Annotated in this window: 13 protein-coding genes; 10 read left to right on the forward strand and 3 right to left on the reverse strand. The window is 48.6% G+C overall.

Features of this window, described 5'->3' with window-relative positions; all coding sequences use genetic code 11:
- Nucleotides 1–52: 52 nt before the first annotated feature.
- The 6 genes from AC3WQ3_RS19825 to AC3WQ3_RS19850 all read left to right on the forward strand — a co-directional run bounded on the left by AC3WQ3_RS19825 (nucleotide 53) and on the right by AC3WQ3_RS19850 (nucleotide 9,333).
- On the forward strand, nucleotides 53–1,366 hold the full coding sequence (locus AC3WQ3_RS19825; RefSeq protein WP_492473252.1) for an extracellular solute-binding protein: 1,314 nt from the start codon (nucleotides 53–55) through the stop codon (nucleotides 1,364–1,366).
- Between the two features lie 171 nt (nucleotides 1,367–1,537).
- Complete coding sequence (locus AC3WQ3_RS19830) at nucleotides 1,538–2,416, forward strand: carbohydrate ABC transporter permease (RefSeq protein WP_095287994.1); 879 nt, start codon at nucleotides 1,538–1,540, stop codon at nucleotides 2,414–2,416.
- 18 nt (nucleotides 2,417–2,434) lie between these two features.
- Complete coding sequence (locus AC3WQ3_RS19835; RefSeq protein ID WP_492473253.1) at nucleotides 2,435–3,310, forward strand: carbohydrate ABC transporter permease; 876 nt, start codon at nucleotides 2,435–2,437, stop codon at nucleotides 3,308–3,310.
- 29 nt (nucleotides 3,311–3,339) lie between these two features.
- Nucleotides 3,340–5,091 carry a sensor histidine kinase gene (locus AC3WQ3_RS19840; protein ID WP_492473254.1) on the forward strand — a complete coding sequence of 584 codons (1,752 nt, stop codon included), beginning with the start codon at nucleotides 3,340–3,342 and terminating at the stop codon, nucleotides 5,089–5,091.
- Complete coding sequence (locus AC3WQ3_RS19845) at nucleotides 5,088–6,674, forward strand: helix-turn-helix domain-containing protein (protein WP_492473255.1); 1,587 nt, start codon at nucleotides 5,088–5,090, stop codon at nucleotides 6,672–6,674. The genes AC3WQ3_RS19840 and AC3WQ3_RS19845 overlap by 4 nt, the downstream gene beginning before the upstream one ends.
- 82 nt (nucleotides 6,675–6,756) lie before the next feature.
- On the forward strand, nucleotides 6,757–9,333 hold the full coding sequence (locus AC3WQ3_RS19850; protein WP_492473274.1) for a beta-mannosidase: 2,577 nt from the start codon (nucleotides 6,757–6,759) through the stop codon (nucleotides 9,331–9,333).
- A 65-nt stretch (nucleotides 9,334–9,398) separates the two neighbouring features.
- On the opposite strand, the gene AC3WQ3_RS19855 is transcribed toward AC3WQ3_RS19850, so the two are convergent.
- Nucleotides 9,399–10,538 (reverse strand): FAD-dependent monooxygenase, encoded by a 1,140-nt coding sequence (locus tag AC3WQ3_RS19855; protein WP_336779541.1) that lies wholly within the window; start codon nucleotides 10,536–10,538, stop codon nucleotides 9,399–9,401.
- Between the two features lie 243 nt (nucleotides 10,539–10,781).
- Nucleotides 10,782–11,306 (reverse strand): NAD(P)H-dependent oxidoreductase, encoded by a 525-nt coding sequence (locus tag AC3WQ3_RS19860; RefSeq protein WP_127536391.1) that lies wholly within the window; start codon nucleotides 11,304–11,306, stop codon nucleotides 10,782–10,784.
- Nucleotides 11,307–11,494: 188 nt separating this feature from the next.
- On the opposite strand from AC3WQ3_RS19860, the gene AC3WQ3_RS19865 reads away from it, so the two are divergent.
- The gene (locus AC3WQ3_RS19865) at nucleotides 11,495–11,977 is read left to right on the forward strand and encodes a MarR family winged helix-turn-helix transcriptional regulator (protein ID WP_095358788.1); all 483 of its coding nucleotides are present in this window, start codon (nucleotides 11,495–11,497) and stop codon (nucleotides 11,975–11,977) included.
- An 89-nt stretch (nucleotides 11,978–12,066) separates the two neighbouring features.
- On the opposite strand, the gene AC3WQ3_RS19870 is transcribed toward AC3WQ3_RS19865, so the two are convergent.
- A complete protein-coding gene (locus AC3WQ3_RS19870; protein ID WP_492473256.1) occupies nucleotides 12,067–12,366 on the reverse strand; it encodes a hypothetical protein in 300 nt (99 codons plus the stop codon).
- A 210-nt stretch (nucleotides 12,367–12,576) separates the two neighbouring features.
- Here AC3WQ3_RS19870 and AC3WQ3_RS19875 point away from each other — a divergent pair, with 210 nt between their 5' ends.
- The 3 genes from AC3WQ3_RS19875 (at nucleotide 12,577) to AC3WQ3_RS19885 (ending at nucleotide 16,489) form a co-directional block, all read left to right on the forward strand.
- Entirely contained in the window at nucleotides 12,577–14,601 is a 2,025-nt protein-coding gene (locus AC3WQ3_RS19875; protein ID WP_154893664.1) for a Na+/H+ antiporter, read from the forward strand.
- Between the two features lie 117 nt (nucleotides 14,602–14,718).
- Nucleotides 14,719–15,657: an aldo/keto reductase gene (locus AC3WQ3_RS19880; RefSeq protein ID WP_336779545.1), complete on the forward strand. Its 939-nt coding sequence runs from the start codon at nucleotides 14,719–14,721 to the stop codon at nucleotides 15,655–15,657.
- A gap of 67 nt (nucleotides 15,658–15,724) precedes the next feature.
- Nucleotides 15,725–16,489 (forward strand): polysaccharide deacetylase family protein, encoded by a 765-nt coding sequence (locus tag AC3WQ3_RS19885; protein WP_336779546.1) that lies wholly within the window; start codon nucleotides 15,725–15,727, stop codon nucleotides 16,487–16,489.
- Nucleotides 16,490–16,504 lie beyond the last annotated feature (15 nt).

Raw genomic sequence — 16,504 nt, forward strand, 5'->3', positions numbered from 1 at the left:
AGCGTTACCATTTACAATGAGGGTATTCAAACAGCCAAGGGGGAGTATAGAGATGTTAAAAAGATGGCTTTCGGGTTTTGTGGCAATTGCCTTGTTTTCGATGGTACTCGCGGCCTGCAGTGGCGGTGATGCTTCGGAGGGAACGGGCAGCAGCGATAAAGTCACGGTTACGCTGTGGCATAACTGGACCGGACAGGATGCAAAGGCAGTAGCCATGCGAAAAATTATTGAAGATTTCCGGGCAGCACATCCCGATATTGAAGTGGTGGATGAGGGCTTGCCGACAGACGGCCTTAAAACAAGGCTCCGTACTGTAGCAGCTGCAAACGAAATGCCGGATTTGTTTGTGATGTGGCCGGATGCCATGACGAAAGAGTTTGTAAAAGGCGATCTGCTTCAGCCTATTAACTCAGAGCTGGATGCGAAGCCGGAGTGGAAGGACAACTTTATCCCGAATGCATTGGATGGATATACAGTTGACGGAAACATCTACTCCGTGCCGATGAATCTGGCGCCAAGTTCCTTCATTTATTACAACGAAGCACTGTTTAAACAGTATAACGTCAAAGTTCCTGAAACGTGGGCCGAATTGGAACAGGCCATTGCAACGTTTAATGAGAACAAGGTTATTCCAATGGCCCTGGGGAACAAGGCAAACTGGGTTGCACAATCGACGATCTTCAGTACATTGGCAGACCGGATTACGGGTACAGATTGGTTTCTGAAAGCAGCAGCCCAGGATGGTGCCAGTTTTACGGATCCGCAGTTTATTGAGGCGTTAAACAAAATGCAGGAGCTTGGTAACAGCAAAGCATTTCAGGATGGGTTCAACAGCATTGACGAAACCCAGATGATGCAGCTGTATTTTCAGGGGAAAGCAGCCATGGTCATGAATGGTGGATGGGCCCTGGCGAACCTGGTGAACAACGCACCTGCGGAGGTATTGGACAACACGCATATTACTATTCTTCCCCCGGTAGATGGTGGTGAGGGAGAGCCAAGAACGACATCAGGCGTTGTAGGTACCGGTCTGGGTGTAAGCAAAAAGCTGAGTGGTGCCCAAAAAGAGGCAGCCATGGAGCTGTTCTATGCCCTGGCAGGGCCTGACGGCCAAAAAGCTACGCTGGACAGCAGTACACTCGTTAGCTACAACATTGAGCTGGATAAATCCAAGGCACATCCATTGTTCATCGAATTGTACGACCTGATGCAGGAAGTGAAGATTAATCCGGTTTACGATTCCAAGCTGGGGTCTGCAACGGTTGAAGTTATTAATAATGGATTGCAGGAACTGCTGATGGGCGGCAAAGCGGAAGATATCGCTGCCAAAATTCAGGCTGCACAGGCTAATGCCGCTGGCAATTAACAGAATCGATGAGGAATAGGTTGTAGATTGAAAACGCTCGGTGATTCGTACTTCATGGGATTAACTGAGCAGTATAGCCCCTTCCCGGCAGGGGAGGGGTTTTCCGTTTCATTTGCAGGCTTTCAATGTGTGGTAGGGATATGTAAGGCATTAATGAAGGGAAGTGAAGGAATGAATGCACTGCGCAGTCGTCGCTTTATTATGCTGGGGCTTGCTCCGGCAGTCATCATATATGCATTGTTTGTATTTGTTCCGGTTGTATGGTCAGCCTATTACGGCTTCTTCAACTGGTCCGGCATCGGGGAGTCCAAATATATCGGCCTGAATAACTATGTGGAGATCTGGCATGACCCGGTATTCTGGCGGGCACTGAAAAATAACGTCATTTTTGTACTGGCCTCCGTGTTCGGTCAGATTCCGTTAGCGCTGATGCTCGCGGTCATTTTACACAAAAGCAATCCGCTGCAGCGCTTCCTGCGCTCTGCTGTCTTCCTGCCCATGGTCTTGTCTACCGTCGTTATCGGCATGATCTGGCAGTATATCTATCATCCACAGATCGGGATCCTGAACTTCCTGCTGGATGCGCTCGGCCTGGAGAGCTGGAAGCTGCAATGGCTTTCTGACGACAAAATTGCCATCTTCTCTCTCGTACCGCCACTGCTGTGGAGCTTCGTTGGTTTGTACCTTATTATTTTCATCTCTGCACTGCAAAACATTCCTGGTGAAATTCATGATGCTGCCAAAATTGACGGCGCTTCGGGCATCCGTAAGCTGGTATCGATCTCACTGCCCATGATCTGGGGTACCGTGCAGGTTGCGATCATTCTGTGTATTTCGGGCAGTCTGAAATCGTTTGATCTGGTGTACATCATGACCAAAGGTGGTCCGGCTCATGCAACCGAGCTGCTCGCTACGTATATGTATAATTCAACCTTTACAACCTACCGTTACGGTTTCGGTAGTGCAATCTCGACAACCATCGTATTGATCTCCTTGCTGCTTATCGGAACAAGCCAGTGGGTGACCAGTCGCAAAAGAAAAGAGAATTAAACGAGAGGGGGAACTGTAATGAGTACGACACCTGTAATGATGCCATCACCAGGAAGAGCCTCAGGCCATCCGGTTCGCCGGCTGCGCAGCGGAATTGTTTGGACGCTGCTGACGGTGTATGGTATTTTAACATTGTATCCGTTTTACTGGCTTGTGATCAGTGCGTTCAAAACGAATGAAGATTTCTACAGCAGGCCATTTGGTTTGCCGGCCCAATGGAATGTAGCCAATTTCAGCAATGCGTGGGAAAGCTCCAGATTGGGTACAGCATTTGGCAACTCACTGGTGGTATCATTGGGATCATTGATTTTGACTTTGTTTATTGCAGCTCTAGCCTCATTCATACTGTCACGATTCCAGTTCCGCTGGAAAGGGCTGGTCATGACCTTTTTCGTTGTAGGCATGCTGATTCCCATTCATAGCACATTGGTTCCTTTGTTCATTCTGATGAAGCAGATGTCCCTATTGAATACGTATTGGGCATTAATCCTGCCGTATACGGCCTTTGCTTTGCCAACGGCCATCTTTGTACTAACGGCATATCTGACGAGTGTACCACGCGACATTGAAGAGGCAGCGTTTATCGATGGAACAGGTCTGTGGGGACTGTTTACCCGGATCATGCTTCCGATGTCAGTGCCTGCCTTGTCTACCGTTACGATTCTGAGTTTTTTGCATGCTTGGAATGACTTTTCGTTCGCACTTGTATTCATTAACAAGACAGGATTGAAAACGTTACCGCTGGCGATTGCGAATTTCGCGGACGGATACCAGACGGATTATGGATTAACGCTGGCCGCCATGACACTGTCGGTTATTCCGACCATAATTCTATATTTTGTTTTTCAGGAACAGGTGATGAAAGGCATGACGGCTGGAGCGGTTAAGGGTTAAACGAAGGCGCATCCAGAGGAGGAAAAGAATTGGGAAGCTGGCTCACATCATCGCTGCAGAGGAAGCTCTCGGTTGTCGTAACTGCCTCCATGATCGTGCCGCTGCTGGCGCTGGGTCTGTTCGCATTTCTGATCTCTTCCCGCATTACCGAGCAGAAGACGAAGCTGTCCGGTATGGACACGCTGAAACAGGTGGAAGCCAATCTTCGCTACATGCTTCAGGACGCCGAGAATATTTCGATTTTCCTGATTGGAGAGCGCGATATTCAGCAGTATCTGAGCCGAAATGAAGATCATGAACTGGACCGCGTGGATATTGTCGGCAGGATGACCAATCTGGCGGCGTCTAAAAAATATATTGCGAATATAGCGATATATCCGGATCGGTTTGATGCTGTTCTGACAACGGCTACCTGGTATGAACCGGGTACTTCCGATCCGCCAGCTCCTGCTGGCGATGCGGTAAAAATGTGGACCGGCGTCTACCCGGTTCGCAACTATGCAGGCATACAAAATGTGATCACGTTGGTGCGTCCCATCCGCAGCATTCATGATTATCGACCCATCGGATGGCTCGCGATCAGCCTGGATGAAAAGGCCATTTCCAAAGACTGGGCTGCGCTCGGACTAGGCAGAGGTGAAGGGCGTCTGGAGCTGGTCGGACAATCCGGAGAGATCCTGTCCTCCATGGATAAATCCCGGCTTGGGCAGACTCTGGAGCAGGTCGAGCCTGAATTGCAGACGCTGATTCGGCAGAGTGAGAGCGGGACGACTACGTATGGCAGCGGAGAAAACAAACGGACACTGCTCTATTACCCGGAACAGCTGACTGGATGGACCTTGACTGGAACAGTTCCTTACGACCAATACAAGTCGGAGAACGGTTATATTCTGATTCTCACGGCTGTAGCCGTGGTGGCTTCTGCTGTCATCTGTGCAGGGCTGGTCTGGTTTACCGTCCGCCGCGTGACAAGGCCGCTCCGTGTGCTCACCAGGCACCTGTCCCGTATTGACCCGGATCGGCCGCTGCCCTTGTTTCGATCTGAAAGTGATGATGAGATCGGCAGACTGGGAGAGAGCTACAATCTGCTCGGTGCACATATCGAGAGCCTGAAGGAAGAGGTTATACAAGGTGAAGCCCGCAAGAAAGAAGCTGATCTCAGGGCACTTCAGGCACAGATCAATCCGCACTTTCTGTATAATACCCTTTCGTCCATTCACTGGATTGCACTGATGTCAAAAGAGAGCCGGATTGCGGATATGGTCGAAGGTTTAAGTGATTTCCTGCGCATCAGCCTGAATAACGGCAAGGATTTCTGTCCTGTTGGACAGGAGATTGCCCATATCCAGCATTATGTACGGGTGCAGTCCATCCGCTTCCCTGATAAATTTTCGGTGCACTATATTGTGGATCCTGCACTGGAGCAGCGGATGATGCTGAAGCTTCTGCTGCAGCCGCTCGTTGAGAATGCCATGGTACATGGTATTCAGCCCAAGAATGGTCCGGGAACGATCACCATCATGATTCGTCAAGATCAGGATGAAGCACGAATGAACGTATTGGTGCTGGATGATGGTGTCGGCATGGACCAGGAGAGGCTGGAACAGCTGAAGGAAAAACTGCCAGAAGTGAATCCCACTGCTGGTGGCTATGGAATCCACAACGTTAATGAGAGATTGCTGCTCCATTATGGTGCGGCTTCTCAACTTGAAATGGACAGCCGTGTCGGTGGAGGGACCCGTATTTCATTTTCCATACCCTTTCTGGAGGAATCGCCATGAGACTACTGATTGTCGATGATGAAGTGATCATTCGCACCGGACTTGCCAGCGTTATTGCCTGGGGCGAGCTGGGGATTGATCTCCTTACACCAGCAGCCTCGGCTGAAGAAGCGTTGTCCCGGTTGGCTGAGGAGCGTCCGCACATTCTGATGACTGACATCCGCATGACTGGCAAGACAGGGCTTGAACTTGCAAATGAAGGACTGCAATTGCTGCCTGAGATGGAGGTCATTATTTTGTCAGGCTACGATGACTTCTCTTATGCACAGCAGGCGATTCGGCAGGGTGTGACGGATTATCTGTTAAAAACGAGCAAACCGGAAGAGATCATCAAAACGGTTCTCCAGGCCAAGCAAAGAGTTATGGACCGCTGGACAGAAAAGTCCAAGGAAGGGCGACTTTTACAGGAGAATAAACAGCGATTGTTTGAACGGTGGGTTATTGACGGTGATGTGATTACAGGTTCGTGTCCAGCATTTTTGAAGCCGGGCGTGGCGGAGTCTGCTGGTGTATCATGGGACGGCAGTCAGGTCTATCAGCAGGTTGTATTTGTTATTCGTGCGCAAGGATGGAGTCGCTCTTCTGCTGCACTTCTGAGATTTGCCGTGCAAAATATGCTGGAGGATATGCTGCCTGGTGCAGCGACACATATTCATAAGGAACAGATTATTGGTGTAATGCAGATAATGAGCAGGCAGCAGGAATTGCTGAACACGTTGGGAACGGTAGTTAATCATATGGAGCAGCTCTTGAAATGTACGCTCCGTGCAGCTGTAGGGCATCCGGTTAGTGGCGAGGTACACCTTCACGAAAGCTATTTAACAGCATCCGCAGCGTATCAATATATGAGTCTGCTTGACGATAAAATTTGGAGCATCGAGCATGTGAAAAACCGCAAGGGTGGTAAAACATTACTTACGCATGAAGAGGAAACCGTGCTGGGGACCCTTTTGCTCGATAATGACCCTGTCACGCTCACCACATGGACACGGGAGCTTGTGAAAGAACTCGTGTTGGACCCGGAGGTAACACCAGAATCGTTCAATGCCTGTTTGCATTCCGCGGTCATTGCAGGACAACGCTGGCTGGTTCGCACGATGCGTGCAATAGGAAGAGAAGAGCCTGCGCGATATGACCCATGGGTGCCGGAACCTGATGCAGATGCTGCGGAGCTTCAGGATATGCTGTTTCACCATTTATATGGTCTGATGCATACATATTATAGCCAAATGGGTCAAGGGCAGGCTTCGCATGTGCAAAAGGCCATTGCCTACATGGAATCCGGGTTGGCTCAAGAAATCAGTCTACAGCAGGTGGCTGGCCAAATCCATTTGCACCCGGGACATCTCAGTGAACTGTTCAAGAAAGAGACAGGTACAACGTTTGGGGATTTTGTAACGAATATGCGTATCCGGCGGGCCATGGAGATGCTGGCAGTCTCTCCTGCAAAAGTCAGTGAAGTGGCTGCCATGAGTGGGTATGAAGACGTAAAATACTTTAGCAGGCTGTTCAAAAAACATACAGGCAAGACCCCGAGTGAATTTCGCGAAGAGACGTATGCATTCAAGCCTTCAGGAAGTTAGCAGGCACGAATGGTTGTCGTTGTTTCTGCAAACGTTTTCGATAATGTGGAATGATTCAGGGATCTGGGGAGTGAGGCATATGATGAAGAAGAGTGATTCAAGTCAGGATTTGTCAGGTCAATGGAAGATCCAGCATTTTGAAGCCTTGGAAAAACGGACGATGGACATTGCAGCTGCTGCACTGGATGACCGTTTCTGGATCGGGGCGGAAGTGCCAGGGGATGTTCATTCGGCCTTGGTGGCGAGGAGCATAATTGATCCGCCATACTACGGGCATAACGATGCCAAGAGCCGTTGGATCGAGCAAAAGGAATGGTGGTATCGTACCAACTTTAACCTGGTGAAGGCAGAAGAGGATCAGGAACATTTCGAGCTTGTCTTCGAAGGTTTGGATACGTTTGCAACAGTCTATGTGAACGGACATGAGGTGGGGAAAACAGCCAATATGCTCATGTCCCATACCTTCAATGTTACGACACTGGTCCGCCATGGGTGGAACGCCATTGCAGTTCGATTCGATCCGCTGTTTCTGCACAACCGGGACAAAGAGACATTCGATTGGTCATCCTATACGAAGGAACGGCCTTGGCTGCGCAAGGCAGCGATGAATTTCGGCTGGGACTGGGGACCGCGCATGGTTACTGTGGGCATCTGGGGTGCAGTCCGGTTGGAGAGACACAAGATAGCAAAGCTGGATAGTGTGTTTGCCCGGACCAAGTCTGTCAGCCAAGAACAGGCAATTATCGACGTTACGGCAAAAGTGAAATCGGTGATGTCCTTCCGAAACAGACAGCAGCTGAAGCAAGCTGTGGTCACGACATGTGATGTCCGCTTGTTGGATGCGGGCGGTGAGGAAGTGATTCAAGCTGCTGCGCTGACTGTCCAAGGCGGACAGGCGGATACAACACTGGCTGTGCCTTCACCGCGATTGTGGTGGACGCATGATCTGGGTGAACCGTATTTGTATACACTGGAGGTAGTCCTATACGCAGATGGAATTGAAGTAGACCGTTATCACGAGCCCTATGGAATTCGAACCATTGAACTTGCCCTCCACAATGAACAGGGAGAAGACGCGTTTGCTTTTATACTGAACGGAATCAAAATGTATGCCAAGGGAGCAAACTGGATACCCGCTGATCATCTAATTGGTGCTATTCCCGACTCAAGATATCGGGAGCTCATTGAGCTGACCGTCGAAGGAAACATGAATATGCTGCGGGTGTGGGCAGGCGGTATCTATGAGAAGGATGTCTTTTATGATGAGTGCGATCGGCAAGGGGTGCTGGTGTGGCAGGATTTTGCCTTTGCCAATGCATTATTTCCTGACTTCAATCAAGATTTTATGGAGAATGTCAGATGCGAAGTTGAAAATAATGTGATCAGGCTGCGGAACCGGGCATCCCTTGCCCTCTGGTGCGGCAATAACGAGATTGACTGGCTTTACGATATGAAGTCTGCCAGCGGAGACATCACCAGTCCTTTCTATGGGGAGCTGATCTATCATGAGCTGATTCCTGAGGCTCTGGAACGTCTGGATCCGTCCCGTCCGTATTGGCCCTCTTCACCGTTTGGAGACAAGGATGGCAATGATGCCAATGATCCGGATGTTGGTGACCGTCACAACTGGCAGGTTTGGCATGGTTCCGTTTACCCAAGAAAACACAGTGAACCACCGCTGCTCGACTACAGCATTGAGGGCGTAACATTTAAAAATTATAAAAAGGACTATGCCTTGTTCAGCAGTGAATTCGGTATGCATGCTTCGGCCAACCGTTATACGCTGGAGAAAAATATGCCTGAAGGGCAGTTCTACTGGGGAAGTCCGGAGATGGCCTATCGCAACAAGGATACCAATCACCAAAAGGGCATTCTTTTGATGGAAGGCTACACGGGCATTCCACAAACGATTGAAGAATACATGAATTATTCGATGCTGACTCAAGCGGAAGGCTTACGGTACGGAATCGAACATTTCCGGAGGATCAATCACCGGAATAGTGGCGCGCTTGTGTGGCAGCTAAACGATAGCTGGCCGGGAACGAGCTGGTCCATGATTGATTATGAGCTGCTGCCCAAGGCATCCTTTTATTATGGGAAGACCTTCTTCCATCCGATCCTACTGTCACTGGAGCATGAGCCAGGCGATCCGCTTGCATTGTGGGTCGTGAACGATAAACTTGAGGGGTTACAGGGACATCTTCGGATTAATGTATATCAGCTGAATGGGGAGAAAGTATATTCGGATACACTGCAGGTGGAGGTTGAACCCCAATCTTCTTCAAAGGTTGGAGTATTAAGTGAAGCAGCAGTGCTGCAGGGCAGACGTGCCGAAGAAGTCTTGATTGAACTCGTATCGGAAGGATTTGCTGCCCCGCTTAACCGATATTTCCTGCGTGATCCGAAGGATATCGCGCTGCCGTTGTCCCAGCTGAGTGTACATGTCAATGAGGAGGAGCAGTCTGTTACCGTTACAGCCAGCGGTGCCATCGCAAGGTTGGTTAAACTGGAGCTTCCGCTGGGACGTGTGCGATTCAGTGACAACTATTTCGACTTGCTTCCAGGGGAGAGCCGCACGGTGTATTTGCGCCATCCAGAGACGAGGTCGCTGCCCCTGAATGAGCTTCGGGTAAGTGCAATGAACGGTCGCGAAATATAATTGCAAAATGAGCAAAAACATGCCGATGGCCTTTGAACAGAAGCCATCGGCATGTTTGATATGAATTAAATGTTATCGATTTCGAGCGGTTGGTAGCGCATGGATTCGTAACGCTGTTGAAAGGAGGATTCCATCTCCACCTGACGAGCAAGCTGTTGTTTCACTTTGCTGCTGCGAATCACCTGAAGCTGCTTCAATAGGTCCATTGATTGAAATTGATCAGAGGCCATCTGAATGATAATTTCGGCAAGTACATCGGCATCTTCTAGGGCTGCATTGAGCCCAAAGGCTCCTGTAGGCGTCATGGTATGTGCCGCATCACCGAGCAGAACCACATTGTCCTGAGTCCATGACTCGCTATAACTGCTCTCTACGGATAACAGTACAAAATCGCTCCAGGTCTGAATATGTGCAGCAACCGATTCCGCGAGACAAGGGAAGGCTTCAACGAGTTTCTCCACAAAAGGGGCGAAGGGCTGCTCACGCAGCTTGGAGAAGGAACCCTGTGGAATATTCCAGCCAATCTGTACATACCCGCCGTATTGGGAGAACAGCGCCAGCTGCTGACCGTTCATGCTCGCCATACGAACGGCTGGTTCCCAGCCTACAGGCGCGGGAATTCGGGCCCATAACAGATCATACCCATGCTTGCGTATATCCGGGGTGAGGCCAGCGTATTTTCGTACAGCAGAATATCTCCCGTCCGCTCCGACAATAATGGCTGCTTCTATAGAATCGGGAACACCATTTTGCCGAACATTGATGCCTACTGTTTTTCCTGTCTTATCTCTAAGCAGTCCGGTCATCACCGTATTAAATAGTACCTTCTCGTGATTGTGCGGCAGGGCCTGTGATTGTGAAACAATATAATCCAGCAGGTGATCCTGTGGTACGTGGATGCCCACATGCGTTTCTCCCTCACCAGGGTAAACCGTGTGGATAATCTGTCCGTTCTCCCAGTATTGAATCTGCTCCAAAGGCATGGCTCCAAGCTGTGCTACTCCCGAATAGAGTCCATGTTTGCTCAGCACAGCTTCACCGTCCTGGTTAAGCAGTTCACCGCGAAATGACTTGTGCAGATGAGGTTGACGTTCAATTAGTGCTGTTGATATTCCTTGGCGGTTCAACAAGTAAGACAGGAGGGCGCCGCCTGGTCCGGCTCCAACAATACAGACGTCTACTTGTAACGGATTATTGTCATTCATATATATAATTCCCTTGCTATGTTATTATATTACTTTCTGATAACAAATTTATAAAAATTATTAAGTAACTAAAAGTAACTTTAAGATACTAGTTATTATAAACAAACACACTTCATTTTTGCAATAGGCAGTTGTGACTTTGCTTAGAAGGTGGACTCAAGCCTGCGCTGTTTTCCCGCTTCTTGAAGAAAGGGCAGGCTTGAGAACAAAAGGTGAGATACATCCTCCCGAATGGAACACGGTCTAGGTGATCAGACGATTGGTGATTCGGGCGACACGTTCTCCAAGTGCTTTGCCAAGAGCAATTCCTTGATCGCTTAACAGAACATCACTATCCACTGGGCAGGTAACTCCAACGCCATAATAAGAACCATATAAAGCGTTGTCAGCAAAGTTTCCTGGCAGCCCGGTTATAATCATTCCCTGATGCAGCATTGGGGTCAGCAGATGAAGTAATGCTGATTCGAGCCCTCCATGTTCTGTGGCAATCGTACAGAATACAGCACCTACTTTATCCACGAGTTTTCCCTGAGCCCATAGGTAACCCAGCTTGTCGATCCATTTTTTCAGACCGGAGCTGATAGAACCAAAATGACCTGGACATCCCCATATAATGGCGTCCATTTCCACCAGCTTGTATACATCTGCTTCTTCGGTGGAGTGCAGATGAACGGTGGCCCCGTGCACACTGGCTGCCCCGGCTGCAATCGCCTCAGCCAGCGCCTGTGTATGACCGCCCTCGCTATCGAAAACAATATAAATATTCAAGCTCCATTACCTCCTCAAAATGCATCATTTATCATGCTATGAGGTAGCTTGTCACATGTATCGCAAAAATAAGCATGAACTTTACAAACAGCAATGGATCCATGGAGCAAGCGTATTTTTCACAAACAAAAAAGTACAAATATGTTACAATGTTAGGAAGGTTATGATGAAAGGCAGGAGGAACATTTATGAGCCTGGATACGGAGCAAAACTCTCAATTGGCAAACATTGATCAATTGTTGGAGGCCTTCTTCAGATATAAAAATAAGGTATTGGACCAGCAGCAGAAAACAGAAACAAACTGCAAACTGAATCCGACTAAGAGTCATATATTGGGCATGCTTTTAAGGGAACAGCGCTGTATGGCTGTTGATGTGGCAAGGCAGCTCAGCTTATCATCTGGCGCTACCACCATTGTTTTGAATCAGCTGGAGAGTGAAGGGTTGATTCAGCGGGTACGCAGTGAAGAGGATCGAAGAATTGTGTGGTTATCCCTGACGGAAGATGGAGAGCAGCTGGCCAAATCCCTGACTGCAAACCGTGGACGTATGACATGGGAACTGTTACAAGCGCTTACGGAAGAAGAACAGCAGCAGATGATAGGCATGCTTAAGAAAATTGAACTGAAGCTGCTCGAAAAAATGAAGGTTTTGGAACAAACACATCGTTAAAATGGCATTGAAGCGTCAGTCTTCAAAGGTTCGCCCCGGGTTGGGACGAATGTTGAAGGCTGACGTTTTTTCATGTTATAAGCTGATGATTACAGGTGGAATCGTTCAATGTGATCCATTAGGCCAATCTCCATCAGGATTTCTTTTTGTTTATGTCCGAGCAGGTCAAAATGGGGAAAAGGCTGACGTCGATGGATATAGCGCGGATCAAGGCCATGTTCCAGACACCATTGTTCAAGGCGTTCCAGATTCGAGCAGCCTACTTTGGTTACGCTTGTAATGCCCGGGAAACGCGGGTCTATCCAAAAATGAGTAAGATAAGCAAGTTCGCCGCGTGATACACGGTCTTTCCATTCTGACAACTCCTGCCGATTAATTCCAAATGCCATAGTTACCATGTTCCTTTCCAAACGGGTATTGTCCTGAGCATATTGTAACATCTTATAAACAAATGCAAACTGAATTGTTACTCTGAGCTACTTGACTTCACTAACTGGGTAATGGATATGACAACATTTTTATAACAAAAACGGATATATGTTAAAATAAGACTACTCCGATTGGGTTTATTACTTCATTTAGGGAAAGGGATTACCATCATGGAATTGTTTATTGCGGTACTTGTATTGCTGGTACTCATCGGTTTATCGAACATCCTGAACCGGTTTGTACCTTTCATCCCGGTTCCGCTCATTCAGATTGTCCTCGGCGTAGCCATTGCGCTTCTTCCTGCAGGGGTACATCTGCCACTGAATCCGGAACTGTTTTTTGTGCTCTTTATCGCGCCTTTGTTATACAACGATGGCAAACGAACACCAAGGCATGAACTGTGGAATTTAAGGGCTCCCATTCTGCTGCTGGCACTCGGTTTGGTCTTTGTTACCGTAGTTGTGGCTGGTTATGCCATTCACTGGCTGATTCCCTCTATTCCGCTGCCTGCCGCTTTCGCCCTTGCAGCCATCCTGTCCCCAACCGATGCGGTTGCCGTTGGCGCCATGGCAGGGCGTGTACATCTGCCCAAAAGCATACATAGACTTCTCGAAGGCGAAGCTTTGATGAATGATGCATCGGGCCTGGTCGCATTTAAATTTGCCATCGCAGCAACGGTTACAGGCGTTTTCTCGTTGGCAGAGGCTTCATTCAGCTTTCTCATCATTGCCATTGGTGGACTGCTGGTAGGTGCGCTATTATCCTTTCTGCTCATTCGGCTCGGTGTATGGATCCGGCGTTTGGGTATGGAAGACGTCACCGTGCATATGCTGCTGCAGATCCTTACGCCATTCGTTATTTATCTAGTGAGTGAAGAAATTGGCGTCTCAGGCATTTTGGCCGTTGTGGCGGGAGGTATTATCCATGCCATAGAACGTGACCGGACTGAATCGGTTCAGTTGAAGATGCAGGTAGTCTCTGCAAGCACATGGTCCGTTATTTTATTTATTCTGAATGGTTTGGTGTTTGTCATTCTGGGTGTCCAGATTCCGGATGTGCTGAATACAATCTTCAAGAATGTGACCTTTAACAATTTACAAGTTTTGGGGTATGTAGGATTAATATCCGTATTGTTGTTACTTCTTCGTTTTGTCTGGATCTATCTGTTCTGGCAGGGGAACGAGTGGTTCCGCAAGAAGTCCCCGATTGGAAAACCAAGGTTAAAAGAGATGACCATTATCTCCCTGTCGGGTGTGAGAGGCGCAGTAACCCTTGCGGGTGCATTCTCCATTCCGTATGTGCTTCAGGACGGATCCCCTTTCCCGGAACGGGACTTGATCATATTCCTGGCAGCCGGGGTTATTCTGTTTACGTTAATCGCTGCAAGCGTGTTTCTTCCAGTACTCGCCAAGAATGATGAAAAGGCTGCTGATGGCTCTCAGCAAACGACAGAGCGAAAGGCACAGGACATCATGCTTAATGCGGCCATTCGGGCAGTCAAGTCCGAGATGACCGACGAGAACAAAGCCGCAGCACTTGCTGTAGTCTCTGATTTATCGAAATACATCAGGCAGGCTGCAGGACAGATGACGGCGGGCAAACGCAAGGACATCATGAAGCAGGAAACGGCCATTAACCTGATTGGCACGCGTGCGGAGCGCAAGGAAATTGAAAATATGATGGATGAGAACGTCATTGCATCCGAAGCGGCGTTTAAATGTAACAGCTGGCTGGACCGTAAGGAAATGATGCTGGCTAACCGCACCAACACGCAGATGATGTTCTCCATTAGTGAGATCGGACGTGTGCTCGGTCATCTGTTTACGAATCGCTCGGAGAAGCCCGAGCAGCCGTTCATGTTAGAGAATGCAGATCAGTTTCGACAGGTTAAGCTTCGTACTTCGGAAGCGGCTATCAAAGCCATTCGGGCTCATATGAACGACGGCAATCGGCCTGTGGCGCTGTCCGTGATTGCTAAGTATGAGCGGGTGATCGCCAGACTGAGAAGCTGGAATAAGGGGAAGACCGAAGATCCGTTCAATCAGGAGAAGCTTGAGCTGCAAATGGTAGCCATTCAAGAGCAGCGTAATACGGTACAACAGTTGTATGAGAATGGAGAGATCAATCGAGACGTGGCTGCGAAGCTCCGCCGATTTATCAATGATGTTGAAGCGACCGTACTGAAAAATAGCTAATCCGATAAATCCGATATTTTAAATGTAAAAATGACTCTGATATAATGGATTCACCGCAGGATGAACTACTTAAGATAACCATTTAGCCAATGCTCAGGAAAAGGAGATGGATGAATTATGGCACAGCAACAGACTCGCCTGGGGAAAACGGATTTGCTCGTTAACCCAATTGGATTGGGTGCAAACGCAGTAGGGGGACATAATATCTACCCGGATATGCTGAACGATGAAACAGGCAAGGAAGTGGTTCGTACAGCGCTGAAACAAGGGATTAACTTTGTGGATACGGCTTTCATTTATGGACCTGAACATTCAGAGCGTTTAATTGGAGAGGTACTTAAGGAAACGGGGCAGCGTCACCAAACGATTATCGCCACCAAGGCAGCCCACAAATTCGTGGATGGCAGCGTGGTGATGGATAACTCTCCTGCTTTTCTGAAAGCTTCTGTGGATGAAGCCTTGAAACGTCTTCAGACGGATTACATCGACTTGTTTTACATCCATTTTCCGGACGAGCAGACACCGAAGGATGAAGCAGTAGGTGCACTAAAACAACTGAAAGACGATGGTAAAATCCGCGCAATCGGTGTATCCAACTTCTCCATCGAACAGCTGCGAGAAGCGAATCGGGATGGTTATGTGGATGTGCTGCAATCCGAATACAATCTGTTCAAACGAGAGGCTGAGAAAGAACTGCTTCCGTACACAGCAGAGCATGAAATTTCTTTTGTTCCATACTTTCCGCTGGCAGCCGGACTGCTGGGTGGTAAATATAATCGGGATACGACATTCCAGGATGGACGGGCCAAAAATCCGCTGTTCACTGGTGAAAACTTTATCCGCAATCTGGACAAAGTGGAACAGCTCCGCAGCATTGCCGAATCCAAAAATGCCGAGGTTGCACATCTCGTGCTGGCCTGGTACCTGACTCAGCCTTCGATTGATGCACTCATTCCAGGGGCGAAGAAACCGGAGCAGGTCATTAACAATCTGAAAACCTTAGATGTAACGTTGTCTGCCGAGGAAATCGCAGTGATTGACCAGATTTTCCGTTAAATAGTTCCGGCATTTCGGGAAATGCTAATAGGGAGTTTACGTTTGACGATAAAGAGAGGACTTAAACATGAACCTGAAGGCAGCCCGAACGATCGGATTGTTCACCCTGATTCTCATGCTAGGCACCAGTTCTGCCTATGCGAAGCCGGTACAGAAGAATCGTCAATATTACGAGGAACGAGGAGAGATTGTCTGGGAGGTCCCTACCCATGACAAGCTCATTGCGTTGACCTTCGATGATGGTCCTGATCCGGTGCAGACCCCGCAGATACTGGCTTTGCTTAAGCAGTACCAAGCTAAGGGCACTTTTTTCGTACTGGGTAAATGGGCGGAAAAGTATCCTGAGCTGGTCATGCAGGAACAGCATGAAGGACATGAAGTGGCCAATCATACTTATGCACACACTTATGCGGTCAAATCCACAGCCAGGGACAAGTTTACGCAGGATATGGTGGCTGCTGAGCAATCCATTACGGATGCCGGGGTACCACGACCGCTGCTGTTCCGACCGCCCGGAGGATTTTACAATGACATGGTCATTGATGTTGCCAAACAAAAAGGTTATACCATTGTGTTATGGTCCTGGCATCAGGACACCCGGGACTGGGCTTCTCCTGGGGTAGCAGCCATTACAAACAAGGTTCTGAAAAATGCACGCAATGGGGACATCGTGCTGTTTCATGACAAGGTGGAGGGAAGGGCCCAGACCGTTGCTGCCCTAAAAGTAATCCTTCCCAAGCTTCAGCAAGAGGGATACCGCTTTGTCACCGTATCAGAACTGCTTGCAGTGAAGGCAAAAGAAGCAACAAAGGATGGCGTTTCCTTTAAATAGCGCTCCTAATACTTT

The sequence above is a fragment of the Paenibacillus sp. FW104-T2 genome, assembly GCF_058789975.1.